The organism is Buttiauxella sp. (assembly GCF_035271705.1).
GTDB lineage: Bacteria > Pseudomonadota > Gammaproteobacteria > Enterobacterales > Enterobacteriaceae > Buttiauxella.
Genome location: NZ_DATERI010000068.1, coordinates 16,778 through 32,006 on the forward strand (window position 1 = coordinate 16,778; position 15,229 = coordinate 32,006).

Consider the following 15,229-nt stretch of genomic DNA (forward strand, 5'->3'; position numbering starts at 1 on the left):
CAAGCCGGTCGACATCAATGGACAGGTTAATGGCCACACGCCGGGGCGACCGAGGGCGTACCTCCCTACTTCCTCTTCGGATAGTCGAATAGGACTCTATCGGGCTTCAGGGTGGCGATGGCTGACCATGACGCCGCATCGAAGGTGAATTGGACAACCGCGCAGGTCGGCATCCTGATTAGCTTGTGGGACAGTCGATGGGCAAGTTCAGTGAACTCAGGGTTGTGGCCAAAGAGCATCACGCACTTCAAGTCGTCACTGAGTCCACTTACCACCGCTAACAGGGTCTCGGTATTGCTGGCGTACATCCGCTCATCGATGACAATGCCTTTCTGGTAATCGAGTGTCTCGGCGATGATGTGCGCCGTCGACAACGCCCGGTATGCGGGGCTGGACAGGATCAAGTCAGGCTTCACCTTATCGCTTGCCAGTCGCCTTCCCATCATGGGAGCGTCACGCTGACCGCGTTTGGCCAGCGGCCGCTCCCTGTCGGGCAGGCTAATCTCATTCCAACTCGACTTCGCATGACGAATGAGGAACACAGTTCTTTTCATTGGCTCTTCCGCGATATCCGCCCTTGCTGGCATCGACTCTTCTTCTTTGCTGTGGGTACACCACAGCGTCCCTTTGCATTTAGAGAAACCACTCGTGTCACTTCGGCGCGGCAGGAATAAGCCCGTAACGGGACATGACGGATAGCAAGGCCGCTTTGTCTGGTGGCCCGCCTGCGTTGACCACGGCAGCGACATCTCTGAAGTATTGGGCGCCAATGTCCGGTGACTGAACGATGAGGGCGTGAACCGTCTCGGTAAATGGGTTCGAGAATGCGTGAACAACGCCCTTTGGTGTGCTCATGCTTTGGCCAGGTGCGAGATCGCGTGTCTCAACCCCAACCGTGTATCGAAGTGTTCCCGCCAGAACGTACACGCACTCTTCGTTGTTAGAATGGCTGTGTGGCGGAGGAACATTCGAACCTGCGGGTACGGTCAGTTCAAACATGCCCAGACTCGCGGTATCAGCTCCATCGAGGATGTAGTTGATACTCAGTTGGCCAACTTTGATTTCAGCAGCCATGGGACTCCTTTATCAACTAAGTCGTAGGATGGTCATTGGTAGCGGCTGACATTTCAATTACTGATGCAGCGGCACGAAGTGAATTGTCTTGCTAAATGCTTAAGACTGTTCCGAGTATAGCTGACATATTTTCCATCTGGGGTCCGTTCTGGCTCATCCCTTTTACCAGCGGTTCAGTACTTCCAACAGGAGATCTGGCCTCTGACCAGAAAGGTTACACCCGAGGCTGCTCCTCTGCGAACCGCCAGCTGCCAACCGCCGCTACAGCATCTACGCCTCTTCCTGTAAGTGGGGCGAGAAGTAAGAGTAACGATTGCGTCCCAGATTCTTGGCCACATACATCGCCTGGTCTGCATTATTGAGCAATTTGTCAATTTCAGTGGCGTCATTCGGATAAAAGGTAACGCCGATGCTGGCCGATACATGGGCAAATTTATCGCCCAACATAATAGGTTCAGCCATGCTTTTCAGAACATCTTGCACGATGCGATTGGCATCGGTGAGGCGAGTCAGTTCTCCCAGGATGATGGTGAATTCATCCCCACCTAGCCGTGCTACCGTGTCTATTTCGCGCACACATTTGTTCAGGCGCTGCGCGGCTTCCTGTAAAAGAAGGTCCCCAGCCGCATGTCCGAGGGTGTCGTTGACCTCCTTGAAGTGGTCAAGGTCGATGAATATCAGCGCCATCGACAGGCCAGTCCGGTGAGACTTGTGGATTTCCTGCTCCAACCGGTCGTGGAACATCATACGGTTAGGCAGCTCCGTCAGTGAATCGAAGTTTGCCTGCCTCCACACCAGATCCTCAATCTTCTTCTTGTCGGTAATATCCGAAAACAGTGCAACCCTGCGATGGGCGGAACCATCCTGATTATAGGATGTGTTAATCGTGAGCCACTGCGGATATACCTCGCCGTTTTTGCGGCGGTTCCAGATCTCACCTTGCCATTGGCCGCCAGTATTGAGTGCGCCCCACATCGCCAGGAAGAACGCCTTGTCGTGGCGACCGGAGTTCACGATGTTAATGGGGTGACCGAGGGCTTCCTCCCTGCTGTATCCGGTGATCCTGGTAAAGGCGGGATTGGCGTCCATCAGGAGGCCGCCGGCATCGGTGATGACCATGCCTTCGCTACAACTTTCGTACACCATGGTCGCCATGCGCATCGAGGCTTCCGCCTGCTTGCGCTCGGTGATGTCCATGGTGATGCCGATCATCGCCGGTCGCCCGTTGAGGGACATGCTCGAACCGTACATCGCCAGTTCGAACAGCGAACCATCTCTCCTGCGAGCTTGGTATTCGCTAGCCAAGCCCTCGTTCATGCCATCCAGGCGCTTTTGCGTATTGGTTTTGAGCCGATCGTGATCAGCTTCCGCAATCAGGTCGAATATACTCAGCGATTCAAGGAGCGTAGGCAGCTCAGTACCGAACATCTGCGCGATTTTGGCGTTAGCAAATACGAACTGATTGTCCTGGATGATATAGACGCCGACCGCTGACGTTTCAGCCACACCGCGAAACATCGCTTTAGTCCGCAGTACATCCAGGTGTTTCTGCTCAAGGTTGCCAATCAGGGTGCCGATCTGTTGTGCGGAGTGATTGAAGGCATTCGCCAACTGCCCTACCTCATCATTGAACCGGTGTTCGATATGTACCTGATAGTTGCCGTTCGCCAGTTCGCGACTGCCCTGCGCGAGTCTAAGCAAGGGGTGGATGAAACCTACCCGGACCAGCAACCACACACCACCCAGCAACAATATGTCCAACACCAATAACAGATAAGCGATCTTGAGCTCGTGTTCCTGTTCACGATGCATCTCCCCTATCAGAGACTCCATCAGCTGTTGGACGTGCTCGAGCAAATGTTCCGTATTCTCGGCAAGCATGACAATAAGCCGGCTTGTATCTGAACGGGAGGTACCGCTGCGTCGTAGTGTCGACTCGAGTTCTTCGCGATGATGGTGCCAGTCGACGCTTATTTCTTCCAATTTGGCCCGTTGTGGTGCTGTCATCTGCCGCACCTGATTGCCATCGGCTCCTGGGTGCATCAGCGCATTGAGTGCGTCCTCATATTGCGCAATGTCGGACAGCGCAGCTTCCTTGCCGGGAGACCATCCATTCAAAGCTGCGCTGCTGTTGAGCGCTATTTTATGACCGAGGAATCGCAGCGAGCCTACAATACGCATCGTTTCATCAAAACTTCTAAATTTCGCAAACATGGTATTAACGATGACGCTATTGCCAAGCCCAAGCAGCAACAGTGTCAGAAACACAACCCCGATCTTCTTACTGAGGGTAAAACGGAGCGCGGCAGAAGGGATAGTAGAGTCAGGTAGGTATTGCAAAAATTTTTCTCTCACTTGTTTTGATGCTGTTTCGGTACTCGATGATGCAAAAATGCGTTCATGTCGACATGATGCGGTCACGCCCCGATTGTTTGGCGGGTTACATGGCAGGGTCGACAAGTTCGAGCAGGGCGCTGAAGTCTGGTCACTCGACTTCAACACGGCCAGCCCCAAGCTGGCGGTGGGGTACCAGTGTAACCCTCAATTGGTACGCAGAAAGTGATCCATTGCCTAAATAAGCTGATGTGAATTCTTTTTTAAATCTATTTTGTAGAAAAATACGTCGGTAATCCCCCCGAAAAAGCAGTGTGTTCATAAGTAGAATTTTCTCGTCATCTGAACTGAGGAGATTCCTATGAAAAATTCGCGTTTTACCGACAGCCAAATCATGGCCATTCTGAAGCAGGCTGAGGCCGGAACGGCCGTGTCTGAACTGTGCCGGGAGCATGGCATAAGCAATGCCAGTTTTTACAAGTGCTGATGATTTTAACCGCGAAGCCCTGGCAATCGAGGTGGACTTTTCGTTACCGTCAAGCCGGGTGAAACGCACTCTAGAGCAGGTTATTGAATGGCGGGGGAACTCCCTCTACTCTGCTGTATTCATTATGCTGGAGATAAGGACATGAGGGTTTGAATTACTTGGCTCTGGTGAGCGGTTCATTGCACCCCGTGAGCACAGGATATGCACAGGACGCATATCTCAGGCATAAAAAAAACACCCGTAGGTGGTTTCACGACACTGCTTATTGCTTTGATTATTCTGATGTTTCCCATGGTGCCCGGGAATAGTTGCAGAGTCTCCCCGCCAGAAGACAAAAATGAAAAAGAGTCTATCGAGCGCCATACAACGGGGTTGTTGTAGCCAATGTGACTGCTGGCAGCGACACAGTGAAGCGTATTTCACCAAGAAATACCGCTAACTTTACCGAATATTACCGGGAAAGTTATGTTACGAACACGATTATGGTCAGAAATTCTGTTTCTTCAACACCGTGCTATTGGACACATACCATTACTATTAAAGTGTGTTTATGATGTTAATCAACCACTCATCCGGGGCGGGGCTGAAGTCAGCATTCCTTGTCACTGGTAGTGTTCATATTTCACGGAGGTTGGGGTATTTCCCCGGTCCAGATTTAAAAGAATCCCTATATGAATTTTTCTTTTGCACGTCTGCGCGCTTTCTTGGGCTCGTTGTTCTCCAGCCATTCCGCCCAGCGCAAGCTACTGGTACTGGCTCTGCTGGTCCAGGGGGCTTGTGCAGGAGGCTATCTGTATCTGGAACACCGCTGGATTGAAACTGATGTGGTGCAAAGCCTTAAAAACGTATCGTCAATGCATCTGCGCAGCATTGAGCAGCTCAGGATGACGCGGGATTATCAGCTCACCTTAATAGGTAAATCCATGCAGGACATGGGGGACGGGAGTACCGATCTACATGCACAACTGCAAACGGAAGTAAAAAAGGCATGGCTGGATACTGTCACCGTACTGACTCCCGATGGCAACATCGTTGACACTAGCTCCGTAGTACCGTTGGAATCGGCCCTACCGCCGCGCGTGCTGGCGACACATTCATTCAGAGACTACCCCATCTACCAGGATTTCCACAATAGCGGAGCCGAGTCCAACGCCTTTTTTGTTCATCGTCCAGGCAAACTCGACATCGACGAGGGAGGGATCGAGGTGTACCGGGCAATCAAATCGACAGACGGACATGCATTGGGCACGGTGGTTGGTTTTACCTCCCTGCACAGCCTGTCGGCTTTGCTCAATACGGATATCACACGAGGATTCGATCTGGGTAAAAATGGTATCCTGGGCTTTATAGATCAACGCACACACAAATGGTTATATCGCTATACATATGGTGGAAATTCCGCCGAGATGAAGACAGTGCCATCGCAGGTCATCAGCCCCTTGTCCTTCAAGGATACCCGATACGGACCGGAGGTGAAGTCTTATCAGTCTTCGCTAGATAGCGTGGAACGGCTGGTCGTGATGGCCCCGTTGCACCATGGCCAGTGGCTGCAAGTCGTCGCTGCAAGTAAAGACGAGTACCTGTTCAACTGGCGACTCCAGGTCGCCTTCTCTATATTGGCGTTTGCTGGTATGTGTGTCCTGCAGTGGCTGCTTCTGAGATTTTTCCAACAGCATAACCAGCAGCGCAAATTGCTGAATCTGATCCTCGATACCGTGGATGCCTATGTGTATTTTAAGACCAGCGAGCGGCGTTTCGTGTACGCCAACGCAAAGACTGCCGCTCTGTTCGGTTTGCCCGCTGAACAGATCACTGGCCGTCTGGACAGTGAAATCCTGCCGCAGTCGGTGGCCGATGATTTCTGGGTCATGGATAGTCATGTATTTACTTCGAACTGCAAGCAAAGCGAGATAGAAATAGTCACCACTCCGGATGGCGAAACCCACTACTACACCTCAATCAAGGTGCCAGTACACCTTGCGGGCCTACCTCCGGCTCTCATCGGTATTTCGACTGATGTAACCGAGTTACATCAACAAACCATCGCCCGTGAAGCCGCAGAGAAAGCACTAGCAACCCACTATCATTCCCTGCAACTGAACAATCAGGTGCTTGAGATGCTGGGACAGAATGCGACTTTGCCTGCGGTGTTCGACGCTATGTTACGTATTATCGATGACTATCGTCCCGGTATGTCCGGTGCCGTATTATTAGTTTCCAATAATGGCAGAGAATTAACTGGTTGTGCTGCACCCAATATACCTGAATCATGGTTTCGCGCTACGGCACACCTGCCAGTTGATGAGATGAATGGCCCGGCTACGGCAGCCGTTCGCAGTGGTGAAACCGTTATTATCGAGGATGTTACCACCGATCCCCGCTGTGCCACGGTGTATAAAACAGCATTCGATCTAGGGTTTCATGCGGCCTGGGCTCACCCCATCAAAAACAATGCAGGTATGGTCCTCGGTGTCTTCAACCTGTATCAGCGGGAACTTGTTGCACCGGATGCCCATGATCTCGTGTTGCTGGCGGACTACGCCAGACTCGCTCAGATAGCCATTGAACGCTCACGCATGGCCGATGCATTGCAGAAAAGCCAGGCCCTGTATCGTCTGATAGCAGAAAACAGCAACGACCTGATTTGGGTTATGGAATATCCATTTTTAACATGTAGTTATGTCAGTCCCTCCGCTGAACGGCTACGTGGCTGGACGGCAGAAGAAATACTTCAGCAGCGGCTGGAGGATATGGTGTCGTCAGATTCGGTGCGCCTAGTAAATAAGACCTTAAAGGAGTGTCTGCAACGAATTAGAGAAGGTGACCTGATGGGTCGTTTCTTTACGTTAGAGCTGGAGCATTTACACAAGGATAGCCATGTGGTCCCGGTAGAGGTCAAGGGCACTATCATGCTGAGTAAAGACGCCAGACCCACTCACATAATTGGCTGTACACGCGACATTACCGAGCGGAAGGCCGCTGAGGATATCATCAAAAAGATGGCATTCTTCGACCAGTTAACTGGTTTGCCCAATCGCAGGATGATGGAAAACCAACTTGGCCAAATGCTCGCCCTGGCGAAAAGGGAACATCGAAAGCTGTCGCTTCTCTTTGTCGACCTGGACAAGTTCAAGGGAGTCAATGACCAGCATGGGCACAAGGCCGGTGACTGGTTGCTGGTGCAAGTCGCATTACGTATGAGCGCGGTCTTGCGCACGTCCGATACCGTATCACGTCTCGGTGGCGATGAATTTGTCATTCTTCTGCCCGATACCCAGAATGCAGAAGAAGCCGTGCTGGTTGCCGAGAAAATCCGGGCTGCGCTTGAAAAGCCTTTCATTATGGACGATGGCGTGGAACTGAATATTTCGTCGAGTATTGGTGTGGTGTTGTACCCCGACCAGACGGATAATGTGCGGAATTTACTCCACTTTGGCGACGAAGCGATGTACCAGGCCAAGAAGAATGGCAGAAATACTGTGGAGGTCTTTTGTGCTTAGGTGCCGCCACAAGAACAGCATTCATGACACCGAAACAACTACCTGTTTTTTATCGTGACTTATAAATACATGTAGTTGCTTTATTTTTATATTTAACATGACCACACATTGGCCCATCGTCAATGTGTAGCTCTCTAAAGCCACTCCACTCACCAATTTACCAGGTTATGGAGATACCGCTCGCAAGCGCACGTTTTGTGTCTCCTTTGCAACATAGTCGATGAGCTTAGTCGAAAGGACCCTCGAGGGTGATGGCTGACCATGACGCTGCATCGAAAGTGAATTGGACGACAATGTCTCTCTGGTAGCGAGGCGGCAGGCATGGTTTTTTCGCTAAAGGGTGCGATTTTGATGCGATTGCATCAGCACTAGCTTACGGTATACGGGATGAATAATGTCCGGTTTATCCGATCATTATGCTCATGCCGAACATTCAGCATTTCTGATTTTCGGGTTCCGGTCAGCAGCAACATGGCCATCAGCCCCCTGCCGCTTTATTCGGATACGTATAAGCCGCTTCCAGAATGCATCTGATTTCATCCGCGTCAAAGAACCGGGTGCGCTGATTATCTTCCCGTAACAGTGAGACCTTATCGGCTTCATTCTTCTCCAGCACATCCTGACGCAGTGCGTATCGCCCCATGGTCTTCAGGATGGCAAGCCTCCGGTTACAGGTGGAAGGTGCATAGGGTCCGCCCTAAAAACGCCCCTCCAGCATGTCAAACAGAACCTGCTGGATCTCCCTGCCCCTGAGCTCGCTGTAACGTGTTTTTCCCAGAAGGGGTTCAATGTAATCGGCGTAACACTGGACATCCTTATCCAGGACTTTTTATGGTGTTTGATGTAAGGAAGATAGGTCTGGTGGAAAAACTCACTGAGCGTCGGCATTGCCCGATAGTTATCGCGTTCCGCTTTCGGGTCATTACCCAGCGCAATCGCTTCTTTACTTAGTGATGGCGTATGGTTAAGTAACGATGGCAAACTCCACAATCGTGGCAGATAGCTATTGCCAGTGTGACTTAATTCATACTTTATCGAACTGGTTAAAAGCTTGAAATAACAATTACGTTTGTCAACGTGTCATCCCCTTCTTACTCCAGTACCGGGCACGCTCAGCCCGGAATGCTGACAAACTGTCCCTTTGTTATGCACGCCATATCGCTGTCATATACCCATGCCTGTAGAGGATTATTTGCTTTTGCCGCATTGTAGTCGACACAGACCACTGCGTTGCTCAGTAATTCCGGTTCGCCGGATAAGGTATAGTGCCCCACCACAACGGGAACTTCAGACAGGATTGGATAAGGTTGTTCAAGCGGTAGATCCGGTATTCTGTCAACCATGTCCAGTTGAACCTGTGCTAACTGACGGTATGTTCTCGCATTATTTAACCACCATCGAACACGAATATTACGCCGCTCAATGCCAGTTTTATCCTGGAAGCTGTAACCCTCAGGTAACCTCATTTCAGGCCCTTTGAGTATAGTTTCCATTAGGTGATACAATTCATGTTGTTTATCAAAGGCATGCACCCAGCCTTCTGGTATCAGTCTGTTATGCTCATCAAGCCAGGGGCGCAGACGCGTAATAGCGTTATCGTCCCAGCATGCATGCACAGCCCGGATATCACCATAATCAACAAATACGGGTAATGATTTAAACCATTCAATCCATGCAGCATGCTGTGGGCTGTCTTCAATTACATCATCAAGAAAAGCCTGATGCTGACGATGGTTATTCTCATTGTGTGGACGCAGTGGCTCACCACTTACCGGATGTCGCATTGCCCAGCCAATGGCATTAAATTCATGATTGCCCATAAGACATATAGCCCGTCCTGCATCTACATATTCCCTGACTCGCTCCAGTACAGCCAGATGAGCAATCTGAGTACCAGGCTGGTTATCAATAAGATCGCCAAGGAAGATCAGGATATTGTTATCCATGTTCTCCTGAGAGCAGATATGATCCATCAATACAGCAAGCTTGCTGTATTGACCGTGAATATCACCAATGAAGATTCTACGATTCTGTGACTGGTCTGAGCTCAGCATCAAAACGCCTTTAGATTGATAACGAGAAACTATCTTATCAATGGTAACAGTTTTCGTAAGGAAACCACATTCAGCAACCCGGTACCAGCTGAACGATGAAGGCCAGACAAAACATCTACAGTATTATCACCCTCAATGCAGTTACTTATCAGGCAACAATTATCCCCGGCAATGTGCTATCAGCCCCCGCAACCAGTGGTGTCACGGGCTGGCGTGATCCTTTGCGAGATCTATATACTGAAAAATTTTTTATATGCGAAACCGGCAGGCGGAGGGCAGTATAGTGCCGTTTCCGTGCCGGGGTGCGTTCCGTACCGTGAGATATGCGCAGTCTGTGAGGTTAATTCAACGGGAAGAAAAGAAAGCAATATTGATGATTATCTATATGAGTGCTCTATTTCCAGCAAGCTGGCACATATGCCCTGTTCGCAGTAGTGGGTGTAACGCTCCTGGAACCAGTTCTGTTGCTCTTTACTCATATTACCAGTGACGGCCCGGATATTGAGACCCCGTCCCTGTGAATGCATATGTGCGAAACTACGTGCCAGAAAATCGAAACTTTTTACTGTGTGAATTTCATTATTCATTGCATATCCATTAATTTTTTAATAGCAGAAAGCCCTTATGCTTTTCTGATCTCAGAATTCTCCAGTCAGAAATTACGCACAGCTTACCACTGCACATTACAAAATGTTGCAATTTTGTACAAAATAAAACAATTAATGTAACGATTATTTTAACAATGACAGAAATAGCATGACTAAAAATCTATCCCAAAAGGAATTGTCAGTGTTTCATGACTGACGATGACTGACGATATCGTATGACCGGCAGTAAGTGGCGGATCAGGGTGTTGTCGAATAAATCGGTTTTGCTCCAATAATCATTCACGCAGCAAACATGCCATAACAGAAAATCAAGCAGGGACAGACAACCATACCCTGTCAGGTGACCGGTCAAAGACTGGGGGACTTGAACAAAGCCCAGCGCATGGTAAAACAACGATTCAATGAAGATGACCGAATAGGGATTTATAGCGCTGTACGCCTGAATGGGCTGATGGAACCTGATGTACTTTCACTACCCGCTACATAGCGCAGGCACTTGAGCGATTCCGTTACCGGAGACGTACCGGAAAAACACGGGAACAGGGCCCATGATAATGCTGATAATCTGATTGAGTTTTTTGCATTACCAGGCTGTTTGTTGCAGTTCATTGCACCCCGTGAGCACAGGATATGCACAGGACCTGAATTTCAGGCATAAAAAAACCACCCGTAGGTGGTTTCACGACACTGCTTATTGCTTTGATTATTCTGGTGTTTCCCATGGTGCCCGGGGCGGGACTTGAACCCGCACAGCGCGAACGCCGAGGGATTTTAAATCCCTTGTGTCTACCGATTTCACCACCCGGGCTCGGGAAGAAAGTGGAGGCGCGTTCCGGAGTCGAACCGGACTAGACGGATTTGCAATCCGCTACATAACCGCTTTGCTAACGCGCCAAAACTTTTTACCTTTGCAGGCTGTAACAGAATTTCTGCTACTTAAATTTGGAGCGGGAAACGAGACTCGAACTCGCGACCCCGACCTTGGCAAGGTCGTGCTCTACCAACTGAGCTATTCCCGCAAAATCATTTTAATGAAGCTTAAAGCTAATCATTTGATTTTACTATCTTCTGGCAAGCTGTGCTGCCGTTCGATGCGTTGCATTCTACTTACCTGACGCGGTGAGTCAATGAAATTTTCGGTCACCGCGCTTCGTTTGCTGAATTTTGCACCGCACCGATCACGCTTCACACAATTAGCGCCTCAAAGCGGCTAAAAAAATAGCACATCTAATGGAAAAAGGATCAAATCTGATAATCCAGCACGGTCTCTTCGGGTTCTAGCGCTAATCGCTTGATATCCGCCACAGAAAGCTCAGGATTACATAATTCGATAAAACGCCAGACGTAATTACGCTGAAGCTGCCCGCGTTTGAGCCCAAGCCAAACCGTGTTGGCGTCAAACAAGTGACGCGTATCCAGCCTGACCAACTCCCCTCCTTCATCACCACTGGCTTGAAACGCAACCAGGCCAATACCCAGCCCCAATTCAACATAGGTTTTTACTACATCAGAATCTTGCGCACTCAGGACAATATCAGGCGTTAACCCGCGACGTAAAAATGCCTCGTCAATACGCGCACGCCCTGTTATACCCTGCCGATAAGTAATAATCGGCCAGCGGCTGATATCGTCCAGGGTGAGAGGATTGGCATGAATCAATGGATGGCCGTGCGGCACCAGCAAAGTGTGGTACCAGCGAAACCAGGGATAGGCGACAACTAAAGGATCGGTGCTCAACCGTTCACTGGCGATGCCAATGTCCGCCGTGCCGTTATGCAGCAGCGTTTCAATTTCTTGTGGCGTGCCCTGAATTAATTCAAGACGGACCTCTGGAAACAACGCACGGAAGGATTTAATCACTGACGGCAAGCTGTAGCGTGCCTGAGTATGGGTTGTCGCAATCGTCAGAACGCCACTGGCGTCATTAGTAAACACATCGGCCAGACGCCGTACATTACTGGCTTCATTAAGAATACGTTCGGCAATGACCAGCAAGGCTTTGCCAGGTTCCGTCATACCTAATAAACGCTTCCCACGACGAATGAAGATCTCGATACCGAGTTCTTCTTCCAGTTCCCGGATATGGCGACTAACGCCTGATTGCGAGGTAAAAAGCATGTTGGCGACTTCGGTCAGGTTGTAGTCCCGCCGAGCCGCCTCGCGAATAATTTTAAGTTGCTGGAAGTTCACATTGCCCCCGGGGCATGACCATTCTTTACACTATTGTTAAAGTGGTAACCCCGAGATACCAAATAATAAAAACCAGCAAGTTATTCGATTTAGCAATAAGCCATGTCAGCCTACAAGCTGCAACTCGCGATTTTCTTGCACAGGACGAACCACTAAGGACATTAAAATGTCTTTTACCGCCTGCGCTTGTGGTGACAACGCGGTGCGCGCCGACAAATTAACCGAGAGCGGTAAATTCAGTGAAGGGCTGGTGATACGCGCCATCCAACCATTTGCTGAACTCACCAGCGATCGCGCTGCTGATTCTGGCAATACCGTCACCCCCATGCCGCTGGCAATAGCCGCAGTCAGGGTCGATATGGAATCAATCTCACCGGTAATTTTCGCCGTCAAGCGACGCAGTGAGAACGCTTCATCCACACGTTTACGAACGGCACTATAATCACGCGGCAGGAATAGGTTCATTTCGGCCACCGCAGCGAGATCGACTGTCAAACCTGGACAGTCGCGGGTGCCGACCAGAAACAACTCCTCTTTAAGTAACGGTTGGCTAATGATGCCCGCCGTCGGAGAACGGTCATATAAGACCGCCATGTCAAGCTGGCCGCTTAACAGCTTGTCATTCAGGACAGAACTACTGTTCTCATGCAGATAGACCAGCACGTCGGGTAATTCCGCACGTACTGCCTGTAATAAAGGCATGGTGATAGATGAAGCTGCGGTGCCAGGTGCCAGGCCAATAGAAACCTGCCCGCCTAATGTTTGGCCCACATTGCAAACAGCTAGCTGTGCCTGCTCGCACTGGCGAAGAATTGCTCTCGCATGGGTATAGAGGATTTTTCCTGCTTCTGTTGGCGTTACGCCGCGTTTGGTGCGAATTAACAGCTGCTGATCCATTTCACCTTCAAGGGTAGCGACTTGCTGGCTCAACGCTGGCTGCGCGATATGCAGCACTTCTGCGGCCTGAGTCAGGCTACCAATATCGACGATTTTTACGAAGTATTTCAGTCGTCTTAAATTCATTTTGCCTCCTACACGGAATGCCAACGCCAATCTCGGCAGTGATGTCTCTCTAGGAACTGCAATATGCTTGCCACTTTTTATAAACATCCGACCAGATGCGCTAACAGTCTGGATAATAAGCAAAAGTGATTTAAACGACAGAATTTGAGATTGAAACAATGGTTCTCTTATGCCCCATAAGAGGTATTTACGCACCATTTCAGTGCGCACACTCATACCACCAGGCATATCAAGAACAAAAACCACTTTGCGATTTGCTGGTTTTATCGGCAAACGAACCAACGGCGTGATGAGAGGCTTTGACAAGCCTGAATCGCCTCGCTAATATGCGCCCCGTTCAAGCGATTCCTCTGTAGTTCAGTCGGTAGAACGGCGGACTGTTAATCCGTATGTCACTGGTTCGAGTCCAGTCAGAGGAGCCAAATTTGAAAAGCCTGCTTAAGGAAACTTAAGCAGGCTTTTTGCTTTTATGCATTCTTGAAAATCTCTTTATGTTTTGATTCAAAGCGTTAGTGATGAGCATCGCAAGCGTTGCGCCACACGTTGCCGCCAGCAGCACCAGAAGAGTTCCCTTAATCAAACCAAACTGCAACCCTGCCAATAGCGTTAATAATGTGCCGCAGGGTATCGAAAGTGTCGTGATAACGACATAAATGAAAAAGAATGCCATTGCCGTTTCAATCGGGTGTTGCTGGTGCCAGGCAGAGAATTGAACCTGATAGTGTTGCAGCGCTGCCAGGCTACCTGGCGGCAGGAAAATTATCACCATGGCAAAACTTACGCATGGGTTAAAACATCTATGTGGCCGATGGTGTTCATCTCTCTTCCCGGGCTTACGCCCGCAGCACATTTCATCCTGATGACTCCGTTCATTATTGAAATACAACAGCCAGTTGTCCAGATCAGCTTGCACGCTTCCCAGGTCGCCATATAACTTCTTACGGAGGCGTTGTTGAACAATGCGAACTTTTTTTGCAACCGGGATCAGATATCTCTCTTTCTGGCGACGATAACCGGGCTCACAGCGTTTATAATAATTCCCTTGTAACTCTATGGTTACTTCCACAGCTTCACTGAAGCTGGTGGCAGTCACCACATCAAGGGAATGTCCCCTTTATTCGTTAAGGAAAAATATCACGATGTTTGGTCAAACTCGATTGGTAAAAAAAGCGCTGCTCGCCAGTGCCCTGTTGTTGGCATCAAACTCCCTATGGGCGGCAGAACACTGGATTGATGTGCGCGCTCCAGAACAGTATAAAGAAACGCATGTGGAAGGTGCCGTGAACATCCCGCTGGAGCAGATAGGGCAGCGCATCCAGGAAGTGTCTCAGGATAAAAATGACACGCTGCATCTGTATTGCAACACCGGCAATAAATCTGGCAAAGCCGAAACTCTCCTCAAAGAGATGGGCTACAAAAATGTGGTTAATGACGGTGGCCTGAAAAACGTTGAAAAAACACAAATCATGGTAAAACAATAACATTCCCCTCCCTGATGTTTTTATCACGCATCAGGGACTCCTTTTGCAGCAATCGTCCCCCATCCTGTACTGAGTCCACAACGAAGACACGTTCCAGTACCCTTTGTCATCTGCTCAAATGACATCGTCAAATGTGCCGAAGTCACTGTCACTTTGGTCATGATCAATGCATAACATCTTGAATTACATTAGCTTCAAAGCCGGCATGCTTTATGTGTATCTATCTCTGGCTTATAGAAGCACTCTTCCAGGAGCTTATAATCGCCAACTGGCGTGAAGAAACGCTGTTTACGGCCAAAGAACAGGCTGCACTGGCCTACGCTGATGCGATGACGGCCACGCCGCCGCTCATCAATGACACGCTAAAAGCTGAATTGAAAGTCCATTTTGATGACAAAACGCTTACCGAATTAACCGCGCTGATCGCGTTTCAAAACCTGTCAGCCCGGTTTAATGCCGCACGGGATATTCCGGCACA

9 protein-coding genes, 4 tRNA genes and 5 pseudogenes are annotated in these 15,229 nt (G+C 49.6%); 6 read left to right on the plus strand and 12 right to left on the minus strand.

Going from position 1 to position 15,229, the window contains the following annotated elements:
- Window positions 1-65: 65 nt before the first annotated feature.
- The 3 genes from VJY99_RS05895 to VJY99_RS05905 all read right to left on the minus strand — a co-directional run bounded on the left by VJY99_RS05895 (window position 66) and on the right by VJY99_RS05905 (window position 3,342).
- The gene (locus VJY99_RS05895) at window positions 66-554 is read right to left on the minus strand and encodes a histidine phosphatase family protein (RefSeq protein ID WP_324117147.1); all 489 of its coding nucleotides are present in this window, start codon (window positions 552-554) and stop codon (window positions 66-68) included.
- A 97-nt stretch (window positions 555-651) separates the two neighbouring features.
- On the minus strand, window positions 652-1,074 hold the full coding sequence (locus VJY99_RS05900; protein ID WP_324117148.1) for a cupin domain-containing protein: 423 nt from the start codon (window positions 1,072-1,074) through the stop codon (window positions 652-654).
- A gap of 270 nt (window positions 1,075-1,344) precedes the next feature.
- The gene (locus VJY99_RS05905; RefSeq protein WP_324117149.1) at window positions 1,345-3,342 is read right to left on the minus strand and encodes a diguanylate cyclase domain-containing protein; all 1,998 of its coding nucleotides are present in this window, start codon (window positions 3,340-3,342) and stop codon (window positions 1,345-1,347) included.
- Between the two features lie 427 nt (window positions 3,343-3,769).
- On the opposite strand from VJY99_RS05905, the pseudogene VJY99_RS05910 reads away from it, so the two are divergent.
- The 3 genes and pseudogenes from VJY99_RS05910 to VJY99_RS05915 all read left to right on the plus strand — a co-directional run.
- Window positions 3,770-3,889: pseudogene (locus tag VJY99_RS05910) on the plus strand (transposase); the annotation flags it as partial.
- A pseudogene (locus VJY99_RS19650) lies at window positions 3,879-3,992 on the plus strand (IS3 family transposase); the annotation flags it as partial. The pseudogenes VJY99_RS05910 and VJY99_RS19650, both read left to right, overlap by 11 nt.
- A gap of 574 nt (window positions 3,993-4,566) precedes the next feature.
- Window positions 4,567-7,395, plus strand: a complete 2,829-nt coding sequence (locus tag VJY99_RS05915; protein WP_324117150.1) for a diguanylate cyclase — start codon at window positions 4,567-4,569, stop codon at window positions 7,393-7,395.
- A gap of 377 nt (window positions 7,396-7,772) precedes the next feature.
- On the opposite strand, the pseudogene VJY99_RS05920 reads toward VJY99_RS05915, so the two are convergent.
- The 8 genes and pseudogenes from VJY99_RS05920 to nac all read right to left on the minus strand — a co-directional run.
- A pseudogene (locus VJY99_RS05920) lies at window positions 7,773-8,394 on the minus strand (tyrosine-type recombinase/integrase); the annotation flags it as partial.
- A 113-nt stretch (window positions 8,395-8,507) separates the two neighbouring features.
- Window positions 8,508-9,449: a metallophosphoesterase gene (locus tag VJY99_RS05925; protein ID WP_324117151.1), complete on the minus strand. Its 942-nt coding sequence runs from the start codon at window positions 9,447-9,449 to the stop codon at window positions 8,508-8,510.
- A gap of 377 nt (window positions 9,450-9,826) precedes the next feature.
- A complete protein-coding gene (locus VJY99_RS05930; protein WP_324117152.1) occupies window positions 9,827-10,036 on the minus strand; it encodes a glycogen synthase in 210 nt (69 codons plus the stop codon).
- 742 nt (window positions 10,037-10,778) lie between these two features.
- A tRNA-Leu gene (locus VJY99_RS05935) sits at window positions 10,779-10,865 on the minus strand.
- Between the two features lie 12 nt (window positions 10,866-10,877).
- Window positions 10,878-10,951, minus strand: a tRNA-Cys gene (locus VJY99_RS05940).
- A 49-nt stretch (window positions 10,952-11,000) separates the two neighbouring features.
- Window positions 11,001-11,076, minus strand: a tRNA-Gly gene (locus tag VJY99_RS05945).
- 223 nt (window positions 11,077-11,299) lie between these two features.
- Window positions 11,300-12,247 (minus strand): HTH-type transcriptional regulator Cbl, encoded by a 948-nt coding sequence (gene cbl / locus VJY99_RS05950; protein ID WP_324117153.1) that lies wholly within the window; start codon window positions 12,245-12,247, stop codon window positions 11,300-11,302.
- Between the two features lie 105 nt (window positions 12,248-12,352).
- Complete coding sequence (gene nac, locus VJY99_RS05955; protein ID WP_324117154.1) at window positions 12,353-13,270, minus strand: nitrogen assimilation transcriptional regulator NAC; 918 nt, start codon at window positions 13,268-13,270, stop codon at window positions 12,353-12,355.
- 346 nt (window positions 13,271-13,616) lie between these two features.
- Between nac and VJY99_RS05960 the strand changes: the two genes are divergently transcribed.
- Window positions 13,617-13,692 (plus strand) — tRNA-Asn (locus VJY99_RS05960).
- A 407-nt stretch (window positions 13,693-14,099) separates the two neighbouring features.
- Here VJY99_RS05960 and VJY99_RS05965 read toward each other — a convergent pair.
- Window positions 14,100-14,225: pseudogene (locus VJY99_RS05965) on the minus strand (IS481 family transposase); the annotation flags it as partial.
- Window positions 14,226-14,409: 184 nt separating this feature from the next.
- Between VJY99_RS05965 and pspE the strand changes: the two are divergent.
- Window positions 14,410-14,751 (plus strand): thiosulfate sulfurtransferase PspE, encoded by a 342-nt coding sequence (gene pspE, locus VJY99_RS05970; RefSeq protein WP_324117155.1) that lies wholly within the window; start codon window positions 14,410-14,412, stop codon window positions 14,749-14,751.
- 254 nt (window positions 14,752-15,005) lie between these two features.
- Window positions 15,006-15,229: pseudogene (locus VJY99_RS05975) on the plus strand (carboxymuconolactone decarboxylase family protein); the annotation flags it as partial.